Here is a 25193-nt window from a genome sequence, read left to right as displayed (position 1 = left end):
CATCTGACATGCGGTTCGTGCACGCGCGGCTCTGGGGGCGAGTCCTCGCCGGCTGCGCTCTTCTCGTCGCTACCGGTTTAGGCGGGGCGTCCTCCGCCTCCGCGACCACGCCCGGCAAGGGCGCCGACGGCTATTGCCAGGACGACAACGGCGTCACGGTGGTCGTCGACTTCCAGGGACTGGGCGGCGAAACCCTCATCCGGTGCGCGCCTGGCAAGCAGGAAAACGGCGTCACCGCCCTGCAAAACGCTGGTTTCGAACTCACCGGCGCGGGCAAATACGGCCTGGCGGTGATGTGCAAGATCGAGGGCAAGCCCGCCGACCAGACCTGCACCGGCATGCCGCCGGAGAAGGCTTCGTGGAGCTTCTGGACCGCCGCCAACGGCGGCAAATGGGAGTCCGCGCAGGTCGGCGCGCAGAGCTGGAAGCCACTGGCCGGTGCGTTCGAGGGCTGGTCGTTCGCGATCGGCAAGTCCTACACCGAGTATCCGCCGCCGCGCACCGAGCCGGTGCGCAAGGCCAACGCGCCCGCGCGGGCCCCAGCGTCCACTTCGGACAGCGGGTTCCCGTGGGGCGTGGTGCTCGGCATCGTGGTCGTCGTGCTGCTCGCGGTGGCCGGGACGGTCGTCGCGGTGCGCCGCAGGCGTGCCGCGGAGTAGTCCGCGAGCGCTCCATCCCGGCGCGTGGTGGGTGTGGGCGCTCGCGCTCGCCGTCGCCGCGAGCCGGACCACGAACCCGGTCCTGCTCGCGCTCGTAATCGCGGTGGCCGGGTTCGTCGTGGTGCTCCGCCGCGGCGACGCGCCGTGGGCGATGGCGTTCCGGATGTACGCCTGGATCGCCGGGGTCATTCTCGCCTCGCGCGTGCTGTTCCGGATCCTGATCGGCGGAGAGGACGGCGGCCACGTCCTGTTCACGCTGCCGACCATCCCGCTGCCGAGCGTCGCGGCCGGCATTCAGCTCCTCGGCCCCACTTCGGCCGAGGAGCTGCTCGGCGGGCTGTACGACGGGCTCCGGCTGGCCACGATCGTGCTCTGCGTCGGTGCCGCGAACGCGCTGGCGAACCCGAAACGCCTGCTCAAGGCCGTACCCGGGGCGCTGTATGAGGTGGGGACGGCGGTGACCGTCGCGCTGTCCGTCGCGCCGCAGCTGGTCGAGAGCGTGCAGCGGGTGCGCCGCGCGCGTCGGCTGCGCTCCGGAAAGACGCGCGGCCTGCGGTTCGTGAAGGGGATTTTCGTGCCGGTTCTCGCCGACGCTATGGACCGGTCTCTGCAGCTCGCGGCGGCCATGGACTCTCGCGGCTACGGACGGCGCAGCTACCTCTCGCCGCGCGTCCGGATCCTGATCGCGACCTGCGTGCTGGCCGGTTTGGTCGGCGTCGCGGTCGGGGTCTACGGCGTGCTCGACGGCTCGGCGTCGTGGCTCGGGGTGCCCATGCTTCTCGCCGGTCTGGTCCTTGCCGCCGCCGGATTCGTGCTGGGCGGACGGCAGATCCGGCGCACGACCTACCGGCCCGATCCGTGGCGGCTGCCGGAAACGCTGGTCTCGCTGTGCGGCGTCGCGACCGCGGTGCTCGTGCTGCTCGCCGACCCCGTTTCGCTCACCACCCCGGCCAGCCCGCTGACCTGGCCGGAGCTGCCGCTGCTGCCGACCGTCGCGGTACTGGTCAGCGTGCTGCCCGCTTGGTTCGCGCCGCGTCCGGCGCTGGTGTCGGAGGTCGCCCGATGATCGAGTTTTCGCACGTCAGCGTCACTTACGACGGGGCGGACCGGCCGGTGCTCCGGGACGTGGACCTGGCGATCGAGGAGGGCGAACTCTGCCTCGTCGCCGGACGCACCGGGGTCGGCAAGTCGACCTTGCTCGGCGCGATCAACGGCCTCGTCCCGCATTTCACCGGCGGCACGATGACCGGGCGCGTCAAGGTGGCCGGATTCGACACCGCGACGCATCCGCCGCGCGAACTGGCGTCGGTCGTCGGCGTGGTCGGACAGGATCCGCTGGCCGGGTTCGTCACCGACACCGTCGAGGAAGAACTGGCGTACGCGATGGAGCAGCTCGCTGTCGCGCCGGATGTGATGCGCAAACGCGTCGAGGAAACCCTTGATCTGCTGGGCATCGCCGAACTCCGTGACCGTCCACTTCGGACGCTGTCCGGCGGGCAGCAGCAACGCGTCGCGATCGGCGCGGTGCTCACGGCGCACCCGAGCGTGCTGGTGCTGGACGAACCGACGTCAGCGCTCGACCCGACCGCGGCCGAGGAAGTCCTGGCCGCGATCACGCGCCTGGTGCACGACCTGGGTACGACAGTCGTCGTCGCCGAGCACCGGATGGAACGCGTCGCGCAGTACGCCGACCGCCTGCTCTACCTGCCCGGCGACGGCACCGTGGTCTCCGGCCAGCCCGCGGAGGTTTTCGCCGAGACCGACGTCGCGCCGCCGATCGTCGAACTGGGCCGACTCGCGGGCTGGTCGCCGCTGCCGCTCTCGGTCCGCGACGCCCGCCGTCTCGCCCGCCCGCTTCGGGAACGCCTAGCCGAGCGCCGCCCCAATGCCACATTGGGTGCGTCAGACGCACCGAATGCCACTTTGGGTGCGTCGCATGCACCCAATGTGGCATTGGGGCGCTCTGGGGAGGCGGTGCTCAAAGCGGAGGGGGTGCGGGTCCGATACGGCGGCGTGAACGCGGTGCGCGGCGTTGACCTGCGGCTGAACCGCGCCGAGGTCGTCGCGTTGATGGGCCGGAACGGTTCGGGCAAGTCCTCGCTGCTGTGGGCGTTGCAGGGCAGCGGACCCCGCTCCGACGGCATCGTCGACGTCCTCGGCGCGGACCCGAAGACGCTCCGGTCGCGAGCGGCCCGCACGCGCGTCGGACTGGTTCCGCAAACCCCGTCCGACCTGCTGTATCTCGATTCGGTCGGGGCGGAATGCCGCCAAGCCGACGTCGAATCCGGCGTCGACGCGGGGACTGCCCGGAAGCTGCTCGACCGCCTCGTGCCGGGCATCGAAGACGACACCAACCCGCGCGACCTGTCCGAAGGCCAGCGACTCGCCTTGGTCCTGGCCGTGCAACTCGCCGCCGCCCCGCCGGTCGTGCTGCTGGACGAGCCGACCCGCGGCTTGGACTACCCGGCGAAACGGCACTTCGCGACCATCCTCGCCGATCTGGCCGCCGCCGGGCATGCGGTGCTGCTGGCCACCCACGACGTCGAGTTCGTCGCCTCCGCCGCGCATCGCGTCGTGGTCCTCGCCGAGGGCGAAGTAGTCGCCGATGGCCCGACCGCAGACGTCGTCGTGGCCTCGCCCGCCTTCGCGCCGCAGGTAGCGAAGATCCTCGCGCCGGAGCCGTGGCTGACCGTGGACGCGGTGGCGAAGGCGCTGGCGTGACCGATTTCCTGGGCCCAGCCGTCCGCATCCGGCACCGCACGGCGCTGGTGCTGACGGTGGCCGTCGTGGTCGGGCTGGCGATGTTCTGCTGGCCGCTGCTCGCCCGCAGCACCGTCGGCACCTCGGCACACGTGACCGACGCGCCGTTCGTTTTTCTCGTGACGCTGCCCGTGCTGATCCTGATCGTGCTGGCCGAACTGTCCAGCGGCGGACTCGACGCGAAGGCACTCGCCCTCCTCGGCGTGCTGTCCGCGGTGAACGCCGCGCTGCGCCCGCTCGGCGCGGGCACCGGCGGGATCGAGCTGGTGTTTTTCCTGCTCGTGCTGGCCGGACGCGTCTTCGGGCCGGGCTTCGGGTTCGTCCTCGGTTCGACGTCGCTGTTCGCGTCCGCTCTGCTCACCGGAGGCGTCGGGCCCTGGCTGCCGTTCCAGATGCTGGCGTCTTCCCTGGTCGGCCTTGGTGCCGGGCTGCTGCCGCGCCGGGCGAAGGGCCGGTCGGAGATCGCGCTGCTGGCGTTCTACGGCGTGGTCGCCGCCTACTTCTACGGCCTCGCGATGAGCCTGTTCACCTGGCCGTTCCTGGCGAACCACACCGCGCTGGACTTCGTCCCCGGCGGCCCGCTCGGCGACAACCTGCACCGGTTCCTGGTCTTCACCGTGCTGACCTCCACCCTGGGCTGGGACACCGGCCGCGCGCTCACGAATCTGGTCGCGATCCTCGTGCTGGGCCCGTCGATCCTGACGGTGCTGCGCCGGGCCGCCCGACGAGCGTCGTTCACCTGAGCGACTGGCCCACCTTGTCCAGCACCTCGACGAACTGAGCCATCCCGGCCGCGTTCGGGAAGTGCGAGGTGTCGAGGTCGTGCACCTCGAACGGGTTGCCGGGCGTTCGCGCGTCGGCCTCGGCGATCATCCGGTCCTGCAGGGCGAGCGGCACCAGGTGGTCTTGGAGATGCCGGACGTAGTGCCGAGGGACGCGGCCCCAGCGTTCCGGCGTGCCGCGCGAGTCGGTGGCGCTGCGGCCGATGATGTCGTCCGGAGCCATCGCGTTGAGCAGGGCGTAGAACTCGCCGTCGGTGGCGTCCGCGCAGAGCGCCGCCTTCGCCGCGTCCAGCGCCTCCGCCGAGGAAGACCGCCAGTTGAAGCGCATCACCCCGACCACCGCCGGATCGGCCGCGAGGAACCCGAGCATCGCCCCGACCTGCGACGTCGCGGCTTCGGGCGTGGCCAGGTACTCCTCCGGCGTCGGCAGCGCGACGCAGCAGAACGCGGCGTCGTAGACCAGCGCCGACACCAGCTCCGGGACCTCTTCGGCGACGAGCGTGACCAGCGCGCCGCCGATGCTCGACCCGACCAGCACGACCGGACCCAGCTCCGCGGCCCGGCGCACGACGTCCACCGTGGACGCGACCTGGTCGGCCACGGTCACGCCGGCCAGCGCCGACGGTTCGGTGGCGAACGCGCCGAGATCCTGCGGAGCCTGGTACGACCGCCGGAACTGCTGTTCCGGCTGCGGCACCCCCACCCCGCGATATCCGCGCAGCACGAGTTCCGGCGGGGCGGCGGACACGCCGTTGGCACCGGCGGCGAAGACGAACGTCGAAGTCATGCCGCACAGTCAAGCGAGCCGCCCGGCCGGGCACAGCGGGGAAAGGTTGCCCGTCCCCGCAACTAAAGTCAGGAGTACGAGTAGAACCCGCGGCCGGTCTTCTTGCCGAGCAGCCCCGCGTCCACCATGCGCAGCAGCAGCGGCGGCGACGAGTACAGCGGCTCCTTGAACTCGGCGTACATCGAGTCCGCGATCGCCTTGATGGTGTCGAGGCCGATCAGGTCGGACAGCCGCAGCGGACCCATCGGGTGCGCCGTGCCCAGCTCCATGCCGCGGTCGATGTCCTCGGCCGAGGCGAAGCCCGATTCGATCATCCGGATCGCCGACAGCAGATACGGCACGAGCAGCGAGTTCACGATGAACCCGGCCCGGTCCTGCGATCGGATCACCGTCTTGCCCAGCGCGCCGGTGGCGTGCTCCTCGGCCCGGCGGGCGGTCTCCTCGCTGGTCAGCAGCGACGGGACCAGTTCGACCAGCGGCAGCACCGGCACCGGGTTGAAGAAGTGGATGCCGACGACCTGCTGCGGACGGCCGGTGGCCATGCCGAGCTTCATGATCGGGATCGACGACGTGTTGGACGCGAACACCGCGTCCTCGCGCTCGACGATCTTGTCCAGTTCCCGGAACACGTCGACCTTGGCCTGCTCCTGTTCCAGGATGGCCTCGACGACGAGATCGCGGTCGGCGAACTCGGCGAGGTCCGTGGTGAAGCGCAGCCGCCCGAGAGCCGCCTCGGCGTCCTCGGCGGCCAGCTTGCCGCTTTTGACGCCGCGCTGCAGCGACTTCTCGATGCGCGCCTTTCCCGCGTCGAGGGCGGGCTGGTTCACCTCGGTGACCAGCACGTCCAACCCGGACCTGGCGTGCACCTCGGCGATGCCGGAGCCCATCAGCCCTGCTCCGACCACACCTACTCGTGCGATGTCGCTCACCCGTCCCACTCCTTCGTCACCTCACCGGCAGAGCCGGAGAAAACGGGCAGCACACAACGCACGAGGGCGTCTCGGACCTCGGTCCGATTCCGCCCTCGCGTGTCGTGTGCCTGCGTCAACGGCGGTACTCGTCGTACCCGTCGTCGTACGGGTCCTCGTACCGCTTGTCGTCCTCGTGGTTGTCCGAGGAACTACTCGACAGCTCGCGCTGCAAAGCATCGAAGTCGGTTTCGTGGGAGCTGTATTTGAGCTCGCGCGCCACCTTCGTCTGCTTGGCCTTAGCCCGGCCGCGCCCCATGGCTCGACCCCCTCGCACAGGGGCGGGGCGGCCGGGGGAATCGGCGGCCCCGCATCGTCTCGACAGTTCTTTCCTGCTGACACCGTACCGTGTCCCGGGGGTTGGATGCGACGTGGCACGGTGTGCTCGTCGCGACAGTGTCCGCCGGACGCCGGTTACCGGCACGTCGATGCGGATCGGCGCTGGTCGGCGTGCCACGATGCTCGGGTGCTCCGACCCTTCGCGGCCTATCTGCGGGTGTACGAACCTCTGCGCGCGCTGGGCGATCCTCCCGCGCAACAGCTGGTCCAGGCCGTTTTCGCGGGCGGGCTCAGCCGGGTCGGGATCGGCGAACGCGAACAGTGGATGTGGCTCAAGTCACAGGCGGCGGCTCCGGTGCGGCTGCTGCCCGCGCAGCTGCGCGACGGACGTCCCTCGCCGAGCCTCGTCAACGACGTGCTCGTGCTCGATCCGGCCGACGTCCCCGCCGGCCACTCGGCCGAGGGCCCGTTCGTGTGCCCGCTCGAACTGCGCGCCCGCTCCGCCGCGGCGCTGAGCACCTTCCTCGCCGACGCCGAGCCGGCGCTGCGGATCGCGGTCCTCGACGCGGGCGGCGTCACGGCGGACCGGGCCCGCGCGCAGGCCAAGGCCGCGATGACCGACCTCACCGCGGCCGCCGCGCACACCCTCACCACCACCTGGACCGTCCCGCTGCCCTGGTTCTCGCTGGTCGACCCGGACGAACGCAAGCTCGTGCTGGGCAGCGGCCCGGCCGATCCGGAGCGGGAGGCGTCCTGGCGCACGCCGATGTCGGCCGCGCTCCGGCGGGCGTCCGAGGCGGCCGAGCTGATCGAGACGACCTTCGGCGACTCCGGCCCCGGCCGGGTGCTCTCGCAGACCCGGCAGTGGCTGGAGAGCTTCGACCCGGACTCGGTCGTCGAACTGGACTACGGCGGTCTCGTGCAGCTGTTCGCCGATTCGCTGCTGGACGCCGACTCCACCGCCGAGGAGGTCCACGACATCCTCGACGCGCTGCGCACCGGGAACGTCGAGGAGCTGGCCGAGCTGTTTTCGCAGCTGCGCGAGTTCTGGGGCGACCTCGCGGCTAAGGAGCACTCCAACTGACCCGCAGCTCGCCCTGCGGTTTGCCGCCGCCGAGCACCGGCGGGTGAGCCAGGTCGGCCAGCTCGTCCGGAGTCTCGACGCCCAGCCGGGCGAGCACGGCCATAGCCAGCGGTGCCAAGGCCCGCTTGTTGCCGTCCGCGATCTTGATCGCGCACGCGGTGCCGTCGCCCAGCGTGAACGCCAGAACACCTTCCGCGCCGCTCTTCGACAGCAGCCCGGGCACGGCCTGCATCAGCCGGGTGTCTTCCCGGCCGGTGCCCGCGACCAGCCACGGGTGCTCCCGCATCGCGTCCGCCACCCGCCGTTCGTCGGTGCCCGGGCTGGCCTGCGCGAGCCGGCCGAACGATCGCGCGAGCCCGGTCGGCGAGAAGGCGAACAGCGGGGCGCTGCAGCCGTCGACCCCGACCGCGGCGATGGACTCGCCGGTCAGCTCCTCGACCGTCTTCGCGAGCTGGACCTGCAGCGGATGGTCCGGCAGCTGGTAGCCGTCGGTGGGCCAGCCGTTCGCGACGCAGGTGGCGAGCATCGCGGCGTGCTTGCCCGAGCAGTTCATGGTGATCTTCCGCGGCTCGTCAGCCGCGCGGCGGGCGTCCTCGCCGATCGGGAACTCGGCCGGGCAGGCCAGTGCCGACGGATCGAGCCCAGCGGCGGCGAGCATGGCGGCGACGCGCTCGACATGTCCGGTTTCGCCGGAATGCGAGGCGCACCCCAGCGCCAGGTCCGCGCCGTCGTAGCCGAGTCCGGCGCGAAGCATCCCGACGCCCTGCAGCGGCTTGTTCGCCGACCGGGGGAAGAACGGGCTGGTCACGTCGCCCGCGGAGAACAGAACGGAGCCGTCTGGCGCGGTCACGACGAGGCATCCGTGGTGGACGCTCTCGACGAACCCGTTCCGGACGACCTCGACGAGGATCGGCTGGCCGGTCATTCCTCGACGCGCCCCAGTTCGCTGTCCAGCAGCTGGTCCACAGTGGCCGCTCCGCTGCTGTAGCGCGCGGCGATCTCGGCGTTGAGCGTGTCCATCACGGTCTGGACCTGGCGGCGGAAGGAGGACACGGAGGCTTCCTCGGCCGCGTAGGTGTCCAGCGCGGCGGCGAGCTTGGCGTCGGTGAGCGAGCCGACGTCGGTGAGCCCGGTGTCGCCGATCAGCGCTTCCGCGTGTCTGCGGTGCTCGCCCGCGCGCGACGGTTCGAGCTGCTGGTGGCGGCCGGAACCGGCGGCCGGGCCGAGCGCGTTGTCGGCGAGGATGGACGCGAGCCGGTCGACGATGCTGCTTTCCCCGCCGGACGAGCGGCGCTCCTGTTCGGCGCGCACGATGTCGATGCGGGCGTGCAGGAGCCGGCGCAGGTAGGACAGGTCCGTCTCTTCCTGCGCGGCCTCGTCGCGCCGCTCGCGCAGCACCGGGAGCGGCAAGTCGCCTAGTCCGGTGAGATATCCCGGGCCGAGGACGCGGTCGATCCGTCGTCGCCCGCCGGGACGCACTTCGATCACGGGCACATCCTGCTCCACATTCGGCGACGACGCTACCGTCGAGTTCACTTCAGCCCCGGAGTCTCTGCGCCGCTTCCCGTCCGGGCGCCGCGTGAACGGCCGGCACCGAGTCCGGATCGACAGTGGCCTGGACCACTCGGTCCTCGTCGCCTGCCAGCAGTTCCGCCCCGCCCGGCACCGAACGTTTGACCAGCGCCAGCGCGATCGGCCCGAGTTCGTGGTGCTGCGCGACCGTGCCGATCCGGCCGACGACGCGCTCGCCGAGCTTCACCGGATCGCCGGTCTCCGGCGTGATCTCCGGCGAACCGTCGAGGTGCAGCAGCGCGAGATACCGCGGCGGGCGGCCGACGTTGTGCACCTTCGAGACGGTTTCCTGGCCGCGGTAGCAGCCCTTCGCGACGTGCGCGGCCGAGCCGATCCAGCCGACCTCGTGCGGGATCGTCCGTTCGTCGGTGTCGACGCCGAGGCGCGGATGCCGCGATTCCACGCGCAGCGCGTCGAACGTCCAAGAGCCGGCCGGACGCGCGCCCGCGTCGGTGAGCCGTTGCCACCATTGAGTGAGCTGAGCGCGCGGCACCACGAGATCCGCGCCCGCTCGCGTCGGCCACGGCATCCGGCGCGCGAAACCGCCTTCGGGCAGCGCGGCCACCGAGTACGGCTCGGTGCCGAGTTCAACGCCCAGCACGCTGTCGGTCTCCGGGCCGAGCACCGAAAGAACGGCGAGTTCTTCGGTCGCGTCGCGAATCTCGACCTTGGACCAGAACTTCATCGCTTCGAGGTACTCGCGCAGGGTTTGCTTGCCGCCCTTGGGCAACGCGCTCGTGACGAGCGGACCGGGGTCGCTGTCGAGGTACACCGTCTCGCCGGCGTGCGCGAGCACGAAGTGGGTGTCGACGTGGCCCTGGCTGTCGAGGACGAGCGCCTCGGTGCCGGTGTTCCCGGCGAGTTCGGTGACGTGCTGCGAGATCACCAAATGCAGCCAGGACAAGCGTTCCTCGCCGGTGACAGCGAGGATTTCTCGGTGCGAGCGGTCGATCACGACCACTCCTCGGGCGGCGGTGCGCTGCTCGGCGAACGGATCGCCCCAGTGCCACGGAACTCCGGCTTCCGGATGGCCCTCGGGCGCGGCGACCGCGCGGGGGATTTCGAGCAGCGGCGAGCTGTACGGCATAACCCTAAGAGTAAGTGAGTACCTTGTGGGGATGCGCGTTCTCGCCTTCCTCGACGGTTCACTGGCCGACCCCGAAGCCGCTCACCTCCGGGTGGACGACCTCGGCCTGCTGCGCGGAGACGGGGTGTTCGAAACGATCCTCGTGGCAGTGAAAAAGCCGCGGGAAATGGGTCCGCACCTCGACCGGCTCGCCCGTTCCGCGGCGATGCTGGACCTGCCCGCCCCGGACCTCGACGGCTTCGCGCGCGCCGCACAGGCAGTCGTCGACGCGTGGCAGGGCGGTCCGGAGATCGCGCTGAAACTCGTGTACACGCGGGGTGTCGACGGCGATCCGGAGGGCAAGCCGACGGCGTTCGCGATGGGCCTGGAGGTCGACGAGAAGGTGCTGCGGGCGCGCACCGAAGGCGTTTCGGTGGTGACTCTGGAACGCGGTTTCGGCCCGGAACTCGCCGAACGCGCCCCGTGGCTTTTGCTGGGCGCGAAAACGGTTTCCTACGCGATGAACATGGCCGCCCTCCGCGAGGCGGCCCGGCGCGGAGCCCAGGATGTGATCTTCACCGCTACCGACGATTCGGTGCTCGAAGGCCCGACCTCGACGGTCGTGCTGGCTAAGGAGCGCACGCTGTACACCCCGCCGTCCACTGTTGGCATCCTGCCAGGAACGACGCAGTACGCGTTGTTCCGCGGCGCGGAGAAGGCCGGTTGGTCGGTGAAGGTGGAGCCGCTGTCGGTGGACGACTTGCTGCGCGGGGAAGGCGTTTTCCTCACGTCGTCGGTCCGGAAGGTGACCCGGGTGCACACGCTGAACGGCACGGAGTTGCCGGATTCGACCGCATTGCACGGGGAGCTGGTGGCGGCTTACGAGAGCGAGTACTGAGCACGGTTCGCCTCGATGTGCGCGAGGTCCCGCAGATAGACCCGATCGTGTCCGGCTGCGAGGTGGCTGGCAAAGCCCTCGTGGCCGGACGCGGCTTGGGTGCGCATGAGGTGCACCAGGTCGCGCAGCCGGGCGACGGCCGATTCGAGCACCGCCGCGCGGTCGGTGAATCCGTAGCTGTCGCAGAACAGCTTCGCGCGGGCGGCCTGCTCTTCGATCGAGCCGAAACCGTCCTGATTGGCCGGATCGGTCAGCGGCGCGAACCGGTAGACGGCGTAGCCGAGGTCGTGCAAGCGCGGGCCGGGATGCGCGGTGTCGAAATCGATCAGGCCCACGACTTCTTCGCCGCGCAGCACGCAGTTGTACGGCGCGAAGTCGCCATGACAGATGACCTCGGCCGGTTCTCGGTCGGGCAGCATCCAGCCGCCGGGAAGGACGAGGTCCGCAGTCGCGTCGTGGTACCTGCGCAGCAGCTTCGCGGCGGAAATCAACGCGGTGGTGCTGCGAGCCGCGGGGGTGAGCGGGTAATCGCTGACCTCGCCGGGCAGGAACTCCAGCACGTCGGTGTCGCCTTCGCTGCCGAAATACCGCGGAGCCTGCCGGAATCCGACGTCTTCGAGGTGGCGCAGCAGCGCGGCGACCCGGTCGCTCCACGGCCCGCGGTCGCGCCGGACCGTAGAGCCGATCCGGACGACCGTGTTCAGCCCGCCGCGGAACACCTGCCGATCTTCGGTCATCTCCCCGAAGTTAGCTGGAACTTTCGGCCCGAGCAGCAGAAATAAGCACCACCGACGGCGTGACCCCCTCCGCCCGGTACGCGCTGATCTTGTGGTGCCCGTCCACCAGCATCGGCCGCGTACCGGACAAAACCACCGCCACTGGCCGGTGTCCTGACCGGATTGCCGTGCGGTAGTAAGCGACTCCGGCGTCGTCGTCGTCCGGCCAGTCGGTCGCCGGGGCCAGCGTCGCCGCTTCGAAGCGTTGGGGGCCGCTCACCCGGTAGTGGCCGTCGACGAGCAGCGCCAGCAGGTCGCGGAGGGTTTCCGCCAGCGGCAGGCGGACCTGACCGGTCGCGAGCGCGATGCGCAGCGACTGCGGCAGCTCCGCCCGTCCTCCGGTGTTCAGCTCCAGGAAACCCGCGCCGCCGGTGATCGTTACCCGTTCCACGCTCAGAAGGACGCGTGGAACCGCACCAAGGTTCCGGGGCGTGCTTGCGCGAGTGCTCCGAGTGACGCCCGTCTCACGACCGCGACCACGGGATAACCGCCGGTGGTCGGGTGATCGGAGAGGAAGACCAGCGGCAATCCGTTCGGCGGGACCTGGATCGCGCCGGTGAGCACGCCTTCGCTGGGCAACTCCGAAGTGGACACTCGACGTAGTGGCGGCCCGTCCAGGCGGACCCCCACTCGGTTGGATTCCTCGGTGACTGTCCACTGTGCGTTGAGCGCGCTCGTGGCGTCGGCGAACCAGTCGTCGCGGGGGCCAAGCAGAACCGGCACGGTCAGCTGCGGCGGCGCGGGCGGGGCGGCGACCACGTCGGCACCGGACGGAACACCGGTGACGGGACCGAGGGGGACCGTCCTGCCCGCGTCCAACGGAGACGGTCCCAGTCCAGAAAGGACATCCGTCGACCGGCTCCCCAGCACCGGCGGAACCGCGACGCCGCCGGACACCGTCAGGTAGCAGCGCAATCCGGTCGCGGGTCGGCCGATGGTCAGTTCTTGGCCTGGCTGCAACGGAATCGGCGTGTGCGAGCCCATTTCCCTGCCGCCCACGGACACCGCGACGGGTGGTCCGGTCACCGCGGCGGTGCACGAAGCAGCGGCCCGGACGGTCAGCCCGCCCAGCACGGTTTCGATCCCGGCGGCGTCCTCGGGATTGCCGACGAGCCGGTTGCCGAGTCGCAACGCGGCGACGTCGAGGGCACCCGACGGTGGGACGCCCAGATGTGCGTAACCAGGGCGGCCGAGGTCTTGCACCAAAGCCAGCGAACCGGGCGAGACGATCTCCAGCGCACGCATCAGACGCTCCGGAACCGCACTCGGAGACCGGGCGTGAACAACGCCGGCTGCGCGGCGGAAGGGTCGAACAGCGTCGCCTCGGTGTGTCCGAGCAACCGCCAGCCACCAGGGGATTCGCGCGGATAGACGCCGGTGTACTCGTCCGCGATGGCCACCGACCCGGCGGGAACGCGGGTGCGCGGAGAACTGAGCCGCGGCTGCCGCAGTTCGGCGGGAAGTCCGGCGAGATAACCGAAACCGGGCGCGAAACCGGTGAACGCGACCGTGTAGACCGCGCTGGTGTGGAGAGTGACGACCTGGTCGACGGTGAGCCCCGCGTCCTCAGCGACCAGGGCGAGATCTTCGCCGGAGTAGCGCACGTCCAGAACAACTTCGCGGCCGTCCCCGGCAGGCGGATGCGCCAGATCGGCCGAAGCCAGCAGCGATCGCGCGGCCTCCCGAGCCGCCGCGGTCCCGACCACCAGCAGGGTGCGCGCCCCGGGAACGATCTCCTCGACCCCGTCGAGCGCGGCTTCGAGGAGGGTGGCCCGGGCCGCGCTCATCTCCTCGAGCGAGGCGCAGTCGAGCAGGGCGGCGTCTTCGCCGTACCGCCGCCAGCGCACGGCGTCTCCCGGAGCCTCAGCCCACCACGCGGCGCAGCAGCGCGGAGGCGTGCGGCTGCATTTCCTGGCCGACCATCGCGCGTTCCTCGACGTAGCCGAGGTCGCCGTTCACCAGGCCGTACAGCCGCTGCGCACCAGTGACCTCCTTGGCCGTCGCGGTGCGGATGACCGCGTCGGTGCCGAGTTCCCAGGCCGTCTGGCTGCGCGGTTTGCCGTAGAACAGCTCGACGATGCCGGAGCTGTGCGTGAGCAGCAGTTCCAGGGTGTCGTCCTCCTGCGGCCGCCAGAACCCGGTTTCGCGGGCGGCCGGCCGCAGCACGCTGCCGTCCTCGTTCAGCAGCCACGAGCGCGCCTCGTGGAACAGGAACGGGCGGCCGTCGTGGGAGACGGTCAGCTGCTGGGCGAACTTGATCGGCCCGTCGATCGTCGGGTAGTCGATCTCGCCCTCGCCGCGCCAGACGCCGACGAGCGGCAGCAGCGCGAGGCACGCGTCGTTCAGGTTCGGGCCCTCGCGCAGGTTGGCCGTGTCGTTCGGGATCGGCAGGTCGTCCCACAACGGCAGGTTGCGGTCGCGCGTGCTTTCCGCCCGCTTCTCGGCTGCCGCGATGGCTTCGTCGCCACTCGTCATGCTGATCAGCGCTGGTCGGCGTACAGCCGGTAGACGACGTAGACCGCGAACCACACGGTGGCGATGCCCGCGATGATCAACAGGGTCGTAAACAAGGTCTCCACAGCGAGGACAATAGTCCGCCCCGGCTCATCTAGCGCCGCGCAGGGTCGCGGCGGTGAGGACGGTCACCGCCAGCAGCGCCGCTCCGGCCACCGCCATCGCGGTCCACAGCCCGGACGTGAGCGTGCTGCCCTGATCGAGGAGGGCTCCGAGCGCGGCCACGCCGAGCGCCATTCCGACCTGCCGCGCGGCGTTCACCGTGCCGGCCGCGGTGCCCGTGCGCCGCACCGGAAGCCCGGCGAGGCCGACGACGTTGGTCGGGGTGATGCTCAGGCCCAGTCCGACGCCGGACAGCGTCAGCGGGACGCTGAGCAGCCAGTACGGGCTCGCGGCGTCGACCAGCAGGAAGGCGAGACTGCCCGCCGCCGTGATGGCGAGACCGACCGGCAGCACGCGTTCCGCGGTGAACCGGCCGGCGAGCCGTCCGGAGAAGAACGCGAGAACGGCGTTGGCGACGACGTACGGCAGCATCTGCACGCCGGTCGCCGAGGCGGTGCTGCCCCAGGCTTGCTGCAGGTACACGGCGAGCAGCATCGGCAGCGGATAGCACGCGAAGCCGAGGACGAACGAGGTGAAAATCGAGGCGGCGAACCGGAACTTGCCGAACAGCCGGATCGGCAGCATCGGATGCGGGGCGCGCAGCTCCACGACGATGAACGCGGTCAAGCCGAGTGCGCCGAGCGCGGCGGCCACGATGTCGGACGCGATCACGGCGTAAGTGAAGGATCCGATCCATAGCGCGCCGAGCAGCTGTCCCGGCAAGTCCAGCGCGCCGTGCGCCGGATCGGACGACTCCTCGAGACCCCGGCGGCCAGCGAGTACCGCGAAGATTCCGATCGGCAGGTTGATCAGGAAGATGGTCGGCCAGCCGAGCGCGTCGGTGATCGGTCCGCCGATGAGCGGGCCGATGACGAGCGCGCATCCGGCCACTCCGCCCCACGCCCCCAGCATCCGGGCCCGTTCCCGCGGCTCCGGATACGCGTGCGCGAGGAGCGCGAGTCCGCCCGGGATGACCGCGGCGGCCGCGATTCCTTGCAGCACACGGGCGGCGATGAGCAAGCCGAGCGTCGGGGCGAGGCCGCACCCCAGCGAGGCGAGCGTGAACACGGCCAGCCCGCCGAGGTAGATCCGCCTGCGGCCGTACCGGTCGCCGAGCGTGCCGCCGGTGAGCATCAGCGCGGCGAGCCCGACGGTGTATCCGTCCACGATCCATTGCAGGTCAGCGAATTCGGCGTGCAGGTCGCGCTGGATGGTCGGCAGCGCGATGCTCACCACGCTCGCGTCGAGCAACGCCATGAAGCTGCCGAGGAACACGGCGGTGGCCAGCAATGGGCTCCGCGTAACGGTTTTCGTTTGCGTCACGCAAGCGAGCTTGGGTCCTCAAGCCGCCTTGAGGTCAAGCGTTCCCGCGGACGCGAGAAGGGCCCCTCGGCAACCGAGGGGCCCTTCTGCGAGAAAACCTTGTCAGGCAACCGAAATGGCCAGCTGGTGCAGGCCCGGCCCCTCCGCGGTCACGTTGGCCTCGCCGTTGCCCGTGCGGTGCAGCGCGCGCACCGTCCAGGAACCCTCAGCCGCGTAGAACCGGAAGTCGCCGTCCGCCGAGGACACGACCTCGCCGGCGAAGTCGCCGCCGCCGTCGAGCAGCCGGACGAACGCGCCGCCGACCGGTCCCTCCGCGCCGGTGACCTTGCCGGCCAGCACGACCTGACCGTTGGTGTCGAAGTCCGCCGGGGTCGCGACCTGTGCCGGTGCGCTGCAGCCGTCTGCCATCACTTAGCTCCCAACTCGACCGGAACGCCGACCAGCGAACCGTATTCCGTCCACGAACCGTCGTAGTTCTTCACGTCCTGCTGGCCGAGCAGCTCGTGCAGGGCGAACCAGGCGATCGACGAACGCTCGCCGATGCGGCAGTACGCGATGGTCGGCTTGCTCTCGTCGTAGCCGGCCTCGGCGTAGAGGTCCTTGATCTCCTGCTCGGACTTGAAGGTGCCGTCCTCGTTGGCGACCTTCGCCCACGGCACGTTCAGCGCGCCCGGGATGTGGCCCGGCACCTGCGACTGCTCCTGCGGCAGGTGCGCCGGGGCGAGCAGCTTGCCGGAGAACTCGTCCGGCGAGCGCACGTCGATGTAGTTCTTCGAGCCGATCGACTGGACGACCTCGTCGCGGAACGCGCGCAGCGACAGGTCCTGGTCCTTGGCCTTGTAGTTGGTCGGCTCGCGCTTGACCTCGTCGGAGTTCAGCTCGCGGCCGTCGAGCTCCCACTTCTTGCGGCCGCCGTCGAGCAGCTGCACGTTCTCGTGGCCGTAGAGCTTGAAGTACCAGTACGCGTACGCGGCGAACCAGTTGTTGTTGCCGCCGTAGAGGATCACGCGGTCGTCGTTCGAGATGCCCTTCTCCGACAGGAGCTTCTCGAAGCCCTCCTTGTTGACGAAGTCGCGGCGGACGCCGTCCTGGAGGTCGTTGCGCCAGTCGAGCTTCACCGCGCCGCGGATGTGCCCGTTGTCGTAAGCGGTCGTGTCCTCGTCGACCTCGGCGAACACCACGCCCGGGGTGTCCAGGTTTTCCTCGGCCCACTGGGTGGTGACCAGGACGTCTTCTCGGCTCATGGGAGGCTGGCTCTCTTTCTGATCGATACTGCGGCGCGCAGCGCTGTCGGTTGAGGGTGGTGGCGGGGGCATGGATGGATGGGGTTTTACGAGGACGCCCGCGCGGGGCTGAAACGCTTGATCAGCAGGTACACCTGGCACCCGAGGCAGTAGTTGAAAGCCGCGTTGAGGAACGCGGCGAAGAGCGCGAACGCGGTCGCGACGACGCCGAGCGGCGTCACGCCGGTCGCGAAGCCGATCGTGCCGACGAGCGCGAACACGAACCCGACCGCCTGCGCGAACCGCAGCGGGGCGGCGTCCTCGCGTTCGGTCGTCGGCCCGAGCCGCGGCGCGACCACGAGCCGGTACAGCACCGAGTACGGCGCGGGCTTGAGCCCGACGAACGCCCCGATCGCGAAGACCACGGTCTGCAGCGCGAGCAAGGGCCACCACTGCGTGACGAGCACGACGGCGAGCACCACCGTGGTCACGATCGCGGCGAACCTGGGACCTCGCGGGTCTACGGCCGGTCCGGCGGACATGGGTTCCTCCTGCTCAGTGCGAGGGGAAGGGCGTGCGGACGCACGCGGCGAAGACGGGTCGAGCGGCGGGACGGCGCGAGACGTGCTTCAGCGCCGACCGGAAAAAGGCAGACACAAGCTGCTGCGCACGCGGCAGAAATCGACCGCGCGGCGCTGCGTCAGGAGGGTGATGGGCAGCTCGTCCACAGGGGGGAGGGTACCCAGGCTCGCTCGCTCCCGGAACCATGTTCATTCCTTGGGACGAGGTCCGGATCCTGAGAATCAACCATCGCGGACCGCGGTGCCAGGCGCTTCCCCAATGTGGCATTGGGTGCATCTGACGCACCGAACGCCACATTGGGTGCGTGCGACGCACCCAATGCCACATTGGGGCGGCACCGGGAGGCCGGGGAGGCAGGGACCGCGCGGGTCAGTGCGACGCGGCGGCCAGATGCGGGCGGAGCGCCTCGAGCAGCTCCGGGCACTTGGGCACGCCGCCCACGCGCAGCAGTTCCCGGCCTTCCGGGTCCAGCGCGAGCGTGGTCGGCGTGCTGAGCACCGACAGCGCCTGCGCGACCTCGGGACGTTCGGTGACGTCCAGGTCGACGTGGTGCAGGCCGTCGGTCTTCTCCGCGAGCGACGACAGAATCGCCCGCGTGTGCCGGCACGGGGTGCAGAAGGTGGTGGAGATCTGCACCAGGGTGACGGCGGATTGCGGATCAAGGGCCTCGGCGACCGGAGCGGGGAGCGGGCGGGTCGCGGCGGCCGGTTTGGCCGCGCGGATCCGCCCGTTGCGGGCGCGCAGGACGAGGCCCGCGGCCGTCGCGACGACCAGCGTCGCCAGCAGCACCCACACTCCGGTCACCGGGATCAGCCTCCGTGGTTGGCGGACAGGTCGGCGAAGTTCACGTCGTGCGCTTCGCCCTTGATCGTCACCGAACCGCTGTCCACGCGGACCGCGGTCGGGGTGACCGACAGCGGCAGCCGGGTCGTCGAGATGGACGCCCGGAAGTTCGGCAGCAGAGCTTTCTGCACAGCTTCCGGAACGATCGTGGTCGTCTGGTCATTCCCGAACTGCAACCGGTAAGGCACGATCGAGATCGTCTTTTCCTTGAGCTGGATCAGCGCGAAGCAGAAGATCTCCACCTTCTGCCCGGCCACCTGCACGTCGCCGGAGATCCGCACGCCCGCGCTGGTGCCGTCGGCCGGTTCGCCGTCGGCGTTGGTCGGCGTCGGGTCCGGCTGCTTGCCCTGCTCGGTGTCGCCGTACTTCACGTACGCCTGGGTCGACTGCTCGATCTTCAGGTTCTGGATCTTGTTCAGCGGCGAGACCCGGGCGAGGTCGGACGCCTTGATCGTCACCGCGCCGGTGAGCTTGCCGATCTTCACCGCCTTGGTGTTGCCGGACGTCAGGTCCGACAGCGGCGCGATCACGTCCTCCAGTTCGGCGCTCACGCGCAGGTCGCGCAGTTCGCTGCCGACGGGCACGCCGTCCGCGGAAACGGTGATGTGACTGTAGTCACCCGAGAGCGCCTGCACGGTGAACGGGAAGCCGTGGATGGTGACCGACGGATCGTCGCTCAGCCCGAGCTGTGCGCGGGCCTTCTGCGAGATCGTGTGCTCGGCGAAGGCCGCCGCTCCGAAATCCGCACCGACCAGCAGGAGCACCAGCACTCCCAGCACGATGAGCCACCGCCGTACGCGCCTGCCTCGCCGGCCGCTGCCGGGGTTGCTGGCCGGTCGGTCGTCCCGGGTCACGGGCCTGCTCGCCATCGCCTCGGTTCTCCTGTTCGGGTGGATTTCGTCGTGGTGCGGGTCACGCCCGGACCATCGGCCCAGGTGTGATCGATCCAGCACGCGCTAGGTGCCGGGGTGTTCACCCGCTATTCTCACTTAGCACCGACCGACGCCACGTTCGAGGCGACGAATCTGAAGGCGGTGCGGATCATGAGCTTGGACCTGCTGGTGCTGACGGGGGAACTCGACGCTACCTCCGTATTACCCGCGCTGGACCTGCTGCCGCACACCGTACGCGTACGCGAGCCGGAAGTGACGGCCCTGCTCGACGCGGGCCACCGCGACGTCATCCTTCTCGACGCGCGCAGCGACCTCGCTTCCGCGAAGAGCCTGTGCCGTCTGCTCAAAGGCGCGGAGGACGAATCGGGCACGCCGGTCATCGCGGTCGTCGGCGAGGGCGGTTTGGTCGCGGTCAACTCCGAATGGCGCACGGACGACATCCTGCTGCCCACCGCCGGTCCCGCGGAGGTGGACGCACGGCTGCGGCTGGCCACCACTCGCGACGGCGTCGGCCTGCAGGCGGATGCCGAACTGCGCGTAGGCGACCTTGTCATTGACGAAGCGACGTACACGGCGAAGCTGCGCCGTCGCACGCTCGAGCTGACGTACAAGGAATTCGAACTCCTCAAGTACCTCGCCCAGCACGCTGGCCGCGTCTTCACTCGCGCGCAGTTGCTGCAGGAAGTGTGGGGCTACGACTTCTTCGGCGGCACGCGCACGGTCGACGTCCACGTACGGCGGCTTCGCGCGAAGCTCGGCCCGGAGCACGAGCAGATGATCGGCACTGTGCGGAACGTCGGTTACAAGTTCGAGCGTCCGGCGAAGGGCGCGAAGCCGGTTGTCGCCGTTCCCACCGACGCTTCGGAGCTGACCTCCCGCTGACGTTCGCCGGTAAGGTCGGTTCGTGGCTATCGACCTTGGCGACTGGACGACCGATCCCGACGACGCGGTGCGCGAAGTGCTGCTCGCGGCCAAAGCGACCGACGGACGTCCCGAGGTCGACGCGAGCGGTCCGTTGCCGCGTGATTTCGACGGCGGACTGCATCTCCTCGCTCGCTTTGACGGCGCGCCGGCCGGATACGTCCACCTTGATACTGAAGGCGACTCACACGGCCATCAGGTCGCGGAGCTGTTCGTGCACCCGGATTTCCGGCGTCGCGGCGTCGGCACCGCGCTCGCGCAGGCGGTCGTCGAGCGCGCCGACGCGGGGCTGCGCGTGTGGGCGCACGGCGATCACCCCGGTGCGGCCGCGATCGCGGCGAAACTCGGACTCGGCCGTCAGCGCGAGCTGCTGATCCTGCACGTCGACGTCTCCGCTGCGGACTGGCCGGAACCGGTGCTGCACAACGGTTTCCGGCTGCGGACGTTCGTCCCCGGCCAGGACGAGGACGCGATGGTCGCGGTCAACGCGCGCGCGTTCGACTGGCATCCGGAACAGGGCGCGCTGACCGTCGCCGAGGTCCGCGCCGAAGAACGCCACGCCTGGTTCGATCCGGCCGGTTTCTTCCTCGCGGAGAACGAAAGCGGCGAGGTCGTCGGCTTCCACTGGACGAAGGTGCACGACCCGGTGCCCGGCCGTTTCGACGGCGACCCGGTCGGGGAGGTCTACGTGGTTGGCGTCGATCCTGCTACTCAGGGTAGCGGCCTGGGGAAGGCGCTGACCTTGGCCGGACTCCGCTACCTGCGGTCCCGGGGACTACCGAGGGTGATCCTCTACGTCGAGGGCGACAACGCCGCGGCTTTGGCGGTGTACAACAAGCTGGGGTTCCAGCGTTTCGAGACCGACGTCCAGTACGGTGCGTGATCACGGTCGACGCGAGCGGTGACCTGTGTTACTTTCCGCGTACTAGCAGGTCACGACCAGGCCACGGCACCCGTTCGGGGTAGTAGTCCTGCTCACAAACGGTGACTTGTTCACCTGCCGTTCATCCAACCAAGGACGGCCGTCCACCGAGGCTGCCTAGTGTCCGGTTTCGGCGCGGCTCACCCCGCCGCCGATCCCGACCGGATTCAAAAAGGCACATCTCCGAGTGGAGGAAATGCAGTGAAGATCATGCGGCCCCTGGGTGCCGTCGGCATCGTGGCGAGCGCCGCGCTCGTCCTTGCCGCTTGTGGCTCCGACCCTTCGGCGTCCAACAGCGGCTCGGGCTCGAACTCCGCCGCTCCCGCCGCCACCGGAACCGCCCAGGTCGACTGCGGGGGCAAGAGCCCGCTTTCCGCTGAGGGCTCGACGGCCCAGAAGAACGCCATCGAGGTGTTCAACCAGGCCTACGGCAAGAAGTGCGACGGCCAGAAGGTGAACTACAACGGCACCGGCTCCGGCGCCGGCGTCAAGCAGTTCAACGCCAACCAGGTCGACTTCGGCGGCTCGGACTCGCCGATCAAGGACGCCGACCTCGAGGCCGCCACCAAGCGCTGCGGTTCGCCCGCGCTGAACATCCCGCTGGTCGTCGGCCCGATCGCGGTCGGCTACCACCTGTCCGGCGTGGACAAGCTGACGCTGACCCCGCAGGTCATCGCCAAGATCTTCAACGGCGGCATCAAGAACTGGAACGACCCGGCCATCAAGGCGGTCAAGGGCAACGAGAACCTGAACCTGCCGGACAAGCCGATCCAGGTCGTCTCCCGCTCCGAGGAGTCGGGCACCACCGACAACTTCCAGAAGTACCTCGGCGCGGCCGCCAAGGACGTCTGGACCCAGGGCGCGGGCAAGAAGTTCAACGGCGGCGTCGGCAACGGTGCGCAGGGCTCGAACGGCGTCGCGAGCACCGTCAAGGGCGCGGACGGCTCGATCACCTACGTGGAGAGCGCCTTCGCCAAGGACGGCGTCACCCCGGCCCTGATCGACAGCGGCTCCGGCGGCGTCGAGCTGAACGCGCAGAACGTGGCCAAGTCCCTGGACGCCGCGAAGTTCTTCCACCCGGGCACCAACGACCTGGCGATGGACCTCAACGGCATCTACTCGAGCAACGTGCCGGGCGCCTACCCGCTGCTGCTGACGACCTACGAGATCGTGTGCTCGAAGTACTCGAACCCGGACGTCGCGAAGGCCGTCAAGGCGTTCCTGACGGTGGCCGCGACCGACGGCCAGCAGCCGCTGTCGGCCAAGGGCTACGTCCCGATCCCGCAGAGCCTGCAGGACAAGGTGCTGAAGGCCGTCAAGGAAATTTCCTGAACCGCCTGACTGGTACGAAGGCTGACTAGAGACTGTCGATGAGCGACCAATCCTCGACGCGAACGCCCACCGGCGACCCCGGTGGGCGTTCGTCGTCCGCCCGAGCGTTCCCGGAGGATCCGATTTCGGACAAGCCACCCGCGCCGGCGCCTGATGCGCCCCCCGCGCGGAAGAAGCCGACGAAGGTGCGAGCCGGTGACCGCATCTTCCAGAACCTGACCACCGGGGCCGGGATCTTCGTCGTCGCCCTGATCGCCCTGATCGGGATTTTCCTGGTCGTCCAGGCGATTCCGGCGCTGAAGGCGGACAAGGTCAACTTCCTGTTCAACCACGGGTGGTCGACGAACGATCCGACCAACATGGCGTTCGGCATCGCCGATCTCGCCGAGGTCACCGTGGCGACCTCGCTGGTGGCGCTGATCATCGCGATGCCGATCTCGCTGGGCATCGCGCTGTTCCTCACCCAGTACGCGCCGCCGAAACTGGCCCGGCCGTTCGCCTACGTCGTGGATCTGCTCGCCGCGGTGCCGTCGATCATTTTCGGCCTGTGGGGCATTCTCGTGTTCGCGCCCGCGATCGAGCCGTTCTCCCAGTGGGTGAACACCACCTTCTCGTGGATCCCGATTTTCGCGCCGGGCAACATCGCGCCGAACGTGCGCGGCACCATTTTCACCGCCGGAATCGTGCTGGCGGTGATGATCCTGCCGATCATCACGTCGCTCACCCGCGAGGTTTTCGAGCGCACGCCCACCGCGCAGGTCGAAGGCGCGCTCGCGCTCGGCGCCACGCGCTGGGAGGTCATTCGCACGACGGTGCTGCCGTTCGGCAAGGCGGGCTTCGTCGGTGCTTCGATGCTCGGCCTCGGCCGCGCGCTCGGTGAAACCATTGCGCTGGCAGTGATTCTGCTGATCCCGCAGGGCCGCAACTTCGACTGGAGCCTTTTCGACGGCGGTGCGACGTTCGCCTCGAAGATCGCCCAGAACTACAGCGAGTTCAACAACCCGACCTCGGCCGGCGCCTACATCGCGGCCGGCCTGGTGCTGTTCGTGCTGACGTTCCTGGTCAACTTCGCCGCCCGCTCGATCGTCGGCAAGAAGGGGGAGTGACCGTGTCGACCACCCTCGAACGGCCCGCGACGACACCGGCTTTCCAGCAGGTGAGCGCGGCCCGGAAGGTCAAGAACGGCGTGGCCACCGTCCTGGTGTGGCTGTCCTTCCTGATCGCCGTGATCCCGCTGGTGTGGGTGCTGTACACGGTGATCGCCAACGGGATCAAGCGGATCCCGTACAGCAACTGGTGGGGCCAGGACTTCGGTTCGGTGCTCGGCGACGAGGTCGGCGGCGGCGTGCTGCACGCGATCATCGGCACCCTGCTGCAGGGTCTGGTGTGCGCGGTCATCTCGGTGCCGATCGGCCTGCTGGTGGCGATTTACCTCGTCGAGTACGGCCGGGGCAAGCTGGCCAGGGCCACCACGTTCATGGTGGACATCCTCTCCGGTGTTCCGTCCATTGTGGCCGCTCTGTTCATTTACGCGCTGTGGGTCACCACGCTCGGCCTGCCGCGCAGCGGGTTCGCGGTGTCGCTGGCCTTGGTGCTGCTGATGATTCCGGTGGTCGTCCGCTCGGCGGAGGAAATGCTGCGGATCGTGCCGGACGACCTGCGCGAGGCGTCGTACGCGCTGGGCGTGCCGAAGTGGAAGACGATCATGAAGATCGTGCTTCCGACCGCGCTGTCGGGCATTCTCGGCGGCATCATGATGGCGCTCGCCCGCGTGATGGGCGAAACCGCGCCGCTGCTGGTGCTCGTCGGGTACACGTCCTACGTCAACTGGAACATCTTCAGCGGGGAGCAGGCGTCGCTGCCGCTGGTGATGAACAACGAGCGCGCGACCAACTCGATGGACCCGGGCAGCGTCGGCTTCGACCGGATCTGGGGAGCCGCGCTCACCCTGGTGCTCATCATCGCCGTGATCAACCTGCTCGCCACGGTCCTTTCCCGCATCGTCGCCCCGAAGAAGAAGTGAGTCATGGCCAAGCGAATCGACGTCAAAGACCTGGACATCTACTACGGCAAGTTCCACGCCGTGGACAGCGTCACGCTGAACGTCCCGCCGCGGAACGTGACCGCGTTCATCGGGCCGTCGGGGTGTGGCAAATCGACCGTGCTGCGCACGCTGAATCGGATGCACGAGGTCATTCCCGGCGCTCGCGTCGACGGCCAGGTGCTGCTCGACGGGGAGGACATCTACGCCTCGGCGGTGGACCCGGTGCAGGTGCGCCGCACCATCGGCATGGTGTTCCAGCGGCCGAACCCGTTCCCCACGATGTCCATTAAGGACAATGTAGTGGCCGGGCTCCGGCTCGGCGGGGTGAAGAGCCGCAAGCAGCTCGACGAGGTCGCCGAGCGCGCGCTGCGCGGCGCGAACCTGTGGAACGAGGTCAAGGACCGGCTGAACAAGCCGGGCGGCGGCCTTTCCGGCGGGCAGCAGCAGCGGCTCTGCATCGCGCGGGCGATCGCGGTGCAGCCGGACGTGCTGCTGATGGACGAGCCGTGTTCGGCGCTGGACCCGATCTCGACGCTCGCGATCGAGGACCTGATCGGCGAGCTGAAGAAGGACTACACGATCGTCATCGTGACGCACAACATGCAGCAGGCGGCGCGAGTTTCGGACCAGACCGCGTTCTTCAACCTGGCCGGCGTCGGCCAGCCCGGCCGGCTGATCGAGCTGAACGACACGGAGAAGATCTTCTCCAACCCGGACGAGAAGGCCACCGAGGACTACATCTCGGGCCGCTTCGGCTGATTCCACTGTGGACGGCCGCCTCGGTTTCCTTGCCGGGGCGGCCGTTTTCTGGGTACTAAAAAACCGCCACCCGTCGGTCCGGGCGGCGGTTTTTGTTGTGGTGT

29 protein-coding genes are annotated in these 25193 nt (G+C 69.5%); 12 read left to right on the top strand and 17 right to left on the bottom strand.

Annotated features, from left to right (window positions below; all coding sequences use genetic code 11):
- Positions 1–8: 8 nt before the first annotated feature.
- From SSMG_RS37125 to SSMG_RS37110, 4 genes are read left to right on the top strand one after another with little or no spacing between them, the layout of a single operon-like run.
- On the top strand, positions 9–659 hold the full coding sequence (locus SSMG_RS37125; RefSeq protein WP_009084761.1) for a hypothetical protein: 651 nt from the start codon (positions 9–11) through the stop codon (positions 657–659).
- A complete protein-coding gene (locus tag SSMG_RS37120) occupies positions 646–1725 on the top strand; it encodes a CbiQ family ECF transporter T component (RefSeq protein WP_009084757.1) in 1080 nt (359 codons plus the stop codon). The genes SSMG_RS37125 and SSMG_RS37120 overlap by 14 nt, the downstream gene beginning before the upstream one ends.
- On the top strand, positions 1722–3380 hold the full coding sequence (locus tag SSMG_RS37115) for an ABC transporter ATP-binding protein (RefSeq protein WP_009084755.1): 1659 nt from the start codon (positions 1722–1724) through the stop codon (positions 3378–3380). The genes SSMG_RS37120 and SSMG_RS37115 overlap by 4 nt, the downstream gene beginning before the upstream one ends.
- On the top strand, positions 3377–4162 hold the full coding sequence (locus tag SSMG_RS37110; RefSeq protein WP_009084753.1) for an ECF transporter S component: 786 nt from the start codon (positions 3377–3379) through the stop codon (positions 4160–4162). Before SSMG_RS37115 ends, SSMG_RS37110 begins: the two co-directional genes overlap by 4 nt.
- Here the strand turns inward: SSMG_RS37110 and SSMG_RS37105 are convergent.
- From SSMG_RS37105 to SSMG_RS37095, 3 genes are all read right to left on the bottom strand, one after another.
- The gene (locus SSMG_RS37105; RefSeq protein ID WP_009084752.1) at positions 4155–4988 is read right to left on the bottom strand and encodes an alpha/beta fold hydrolase; all 834 of its coding nucleotides are present in this window, start codon (positions 4986–4988) and stop codon (positions 4155–4157) included. The two genes, SSMG_RS37110 and SSMG_RS37105, sit on opposite strands and share 8 nt — an antisense overlap.
- Before the next feature lie 68 nt (positions 4989–5056).
- Complete coding sequence (locus SSMG_RS37100) at positions 5057–5917, bottom strand: 3-hydroxybutyryl-CoA dehydrogenase (protein WP_078561029.1); 861 nt, start codon at positions 5915–5917, stop codon at positions 5057–5059.
- A gap of 115 nt (positions 5918–6032) precedes the next feature.
- Positions 6033–6215, bottom strand: coding sequence for a DUF3073 domain-containing protein (locus SSMG_RS37095; RefSeq protein WP_037716129.1), 183 nt, complete (start codon positions 6213–6215; stop codon positions 6033–6035).
- A 207-nt stretch (positions 6216–6422) separates the two neighbouring features.
- Here SSMG_RS37095 and SSMG_RS37090 point away from each other — a divergent pair, with 207 nt between their 5' ends.
- A complete protein-coding gene (locus SSMG_RS37090) occupies positions 6423–7319 on the top strand; it encodes a hypothetical protein (protein ID WP_009084746.1) in 897 nt (298 codons plus the stop codon).
- Here the strand turns inward: SSMG_RS37090 and SSMG_RS37085 are convergent.
- Genes SSMG_RS37085 through SSMG_RS37075 form a run of 3 tightly spaced genes read right to left on the bottom strand, consistent with a single transcriptional unit; the run spans position 7300 to position 9978 of the window.
- Positions 7300–8244: an asparaginase gene (locus SSMG_RS37085; protein WP_009084744.1), complete on the bottom strand. Its 945-nt coding sequence runs from the start codon at positions 8242–8244 to the stop codon at positions 7300–7302. The two genes, SSMG_RS37090 and SSMG_RS37085, sit on opposite strands and share 20 nt — an antisense overlap.
- Positions 8241–8807: a hypothetical protein gene (locus SSMG_RS37080; RefSeq protein WP_009084742.1), complete on the bottom strand. Its 567-nt coding sequence runs from the start codon at positions 8805–8807 to the stop codon at positions 8241–8243. The genes SSMG_RS37085 and SSMG_RS37080 overlap by 4 nt, the downstream gene beginning before the upstream one ends.
- 49 nt (positions 8808–8856) lie before the next feature.
- Entirely contained in the window at positions 8857–9978 is a 1122-nt protein-coding gene (locus SSMG_RS37075) for a folate-binding protein YgfZ (protein WP_009084741.1), read from the bottom strand.
- Between the two features lie 31 nt (positions 9979–10009).
- Between SSMG_RS37075 and SSMG_RS37070 the strand changes: the two genes are divergently transcribed.
- Positions 10010–10855 carry an aminodeoxychorismate lyase gene (locus tag SSMG_RS37070; RefSeq protein ID WP_009084739.1) on the top strand — a complete coding sequence of 282 codons (846 nt, stop codon included), beginning with the start codon at positions 10010–10012 and terminating at the stop codon, positions 10853–10855.
- Here SSMG_RS37070 and SSMG_RS37065 read toward each other — a convergent pair.
- The 11 genes from SSMG_RS37065 to SSMG_RS37015 all read right to left on the bottom strand — a co-directional run bounded on the left by SSMG_RS37065 (position 10837) and on the right by SSMG_RS37015 (position 19087).
- Complete coding sequence (locus SSMG_RS37065; protein ID WP_009084737.1) at positions 10837–11592, bottom strand: aminoglycoside phosphotransferase family protein; 756 nt, start codon at positions 11590–11592, stop codon at positions 10837–10839. The genes SSMG_RS37070 and SSMG_RS37065 overlap by 19 nt on opposite strands.
- A 10-nt stretch (positions 11593–11602) precedes the next feature.
- Positions 11603–12022 carry a hypothetical protein gene (locus SSMG_RS37060; protein ID WP_009084736.1) on the bottom strand — a complete coding sequence of 140 codons (420 nt, stop codon included), beginning with the start codon at positions 12020–12022 and terminating at the stop codon, positions 11603–11605.
- 2 nt (positions 12023–12024) lie between these two features.
- The gene (locus SSMG_RS37055) at positions 12025–12876 is read right to left on the bottom strand and encodes a biotin-dependent carboxyltransferase family protein (protein WP_009084734.1); all 852 of its coding nucleotides are present in this window, start codon (positions 12874–12876) and stop codon (positions 12025–12027) included.
- Positions 12876–13478, bottom strand: a complete 603-nt coding sequence (locus tag SSMG_RS37050; protein WP_009084733.1) for an allophanate hydrolase subunit 1 — start codon at positions 13476–13478, stop codon at positions 12876–12878. Before SSMG_RS37050 ends, SSMG_RS37055 begins: the two co-directional genes overlap by 1 nt.
- A gap of 16 nt (positions 13479–13494) precedes the next feature.
- On the bottom strand, positions 13495–14106 hold the full coding sequence (locus tag SSMG_RS37045) for an FABP family protein (protein WP_009084731.1): 612 nt from the start codon (positions 14104–14106) through the stop codon (positions 13495–13497).
- Positions 14107–14235: 129 nt separating this feature from the next.
- Positions 14236–15570 carry an MFS transporter gene (locus SSMG_RS37040; RefSeq protein WP_009084728.1) on the bottom strand — a complete coding sequence of 445 codons (1335 nt, stop codon included), beginning with the start codon at positions 15568–15570 and terminating at the stop codon, positions 14236–14238.
- 102 nt (positions 15571–15672) lie between these two features.
- Positions 15673–15978 (bottom strand): DUF1416 domain-containing protein, encoded by a 306-nt coding sequence (locus tag SSMG_RS37035; RefSeq protein ID WP_009084726.1) that lies wholly within the window; start codon positions 15976–15978, stop codon positions 15673–15675.
- On the bottom strand, positions 15978–16814 hold the full coding sequence (locus tag SSMG_RS37030; RefSeq protein WP_009084724.1) for a sulfurtransferase: 837 nt from the start codon (positions 16812–16814) through the stop codon (positions 15978–15980). Before SSMG_RS37030 ends, SSMG_RS37035 begins: the two co-directional genes overlap by 1 nt.
- An 86-nt stretch (positions 16815–16900) precedes the next feature.
- Entirely contained in the window at positions 16901–17335 is a 435-nt protein-coding gene (locus tag SSMG_RS37025; RefSeq protein WP_009084723.1) for a DUF4395 domain-containing protein, read from the bottom strand.
- A gap of 409 nt (positions 17336–17744) precedes the next feature.
- On the bottom strand, positions 17745–18179 hold the full coding sequence (locus SSMG_RS37020; protein WP_037716126.1) for a thioredoxin family protein: 435 nt from the start codon (positions 18177–18179) through the stop codon (positions 17745–17747).
- Positions 18180–18184: 5 nt separating this feature from the next.
- Positions 18185–19087, bottom strand: coding sequence for a DUF2993 domain-containing protein (locus tag SSMG_RS37015; RefSeq protein ID WP_078561026.1), 903 nt, complete (start codon positions 19085–19087; stop codon positions 18185–18187).
- A gap of 174 nt (positions 19088–19261) precedes the next feature.
- On the opposite strand from SSMG_RS37015, the gene SSMG_RS37010 reads away from it, so the two are divergent.
- The 6 genes from SSMG_RS37010 to pstB all read left to right on the top strand — a co-directional run bounded on the left by SSMG_RS37010 (position 19262) and on the right by pstB (position 25089).
- Entirely contained in the window at positions 19262–19993 is a 732-nt protein-coding gene (locus tag SSMG_RS37010) for a response regulator transcription factor (RefSeq protein ID WP_037718614.1), read from the top strand.
- 22 nt (positions 19994–20015) lie between these two features.
- Positions 20016–20915: a mycothiol synthase gene (gene mshD, locus SSMG_RS37005; RefSeq protein WP_009084714.1), complete on the top strand. Its 900-nt coding sequence runs from the start codon at positions 20016–20018 to the stop codon at positions 20913–20915.
- Positions 20916–21164: 249 nt separating this feature from the next.
- Complete coding sequence (gene pstS / locus SSMG_RS37000) at positions 21165–22286, top strand: phosphate ABC transporter substrate-binding protein PstS (protein ID WP_009084712.1); 1122 nt, start codon at positions 21165–21167, stop codon at positions 22284–22286.
- A gap of 185 nt (positions 22287–22471) precedes the next feature.
- Positions 22472–23392, top strand: a complete 921-nt coding sequence (gene pstC / locus SSMG_RS36995; RefSeq protein WP_037716120.1) for a phosphate ABC transporter permease subunit PstC — start codon at positions 22472–22474, stop codon at positions 23390–23392.
- Positions 23389–24309, top strand: a complete 921-nt coding sequence (pstA, locus tag SSMG_RS36990; protein ID WP_009084708.1) for a phosphate ABC transporter permease PstA — start codon at positions 23389–23391, stop codon at positions 24307–24309. Before pstC ends, pstA begins: the two co-directional genes overlap by 4 nt.
- 3 nt (positions 24310–24312) lie before the next feature.
- A complete protein-coding gene (gene pstB / locus SSMG_RS36985; RefSeq protein ID WP_009084706.1) occupies positions 24313–25089 on the top strand; it encodes a phosphate ABC transporter ATP-binding protein PstB in 777 nt (258 codons plus the stop codon).
- The last annotated feature ends 104 nt before the right edge of the window (positions 25090–25193 follow it).

Origin of the sequence: Streptomyces sp. AA4 (genome assembly GCF_000158875.1) — a bacterium.
Classification (GTDB): Bacteria; Actinomycetota; Actinomycetes; order Mycobacteriales; family Pseudonocardiaceae; genus Amycolatopsis.
Note: the sequence above shows the minus strand (reverse complement) of the source record. Positions and strands in the feature narration are given on the sequence as shown.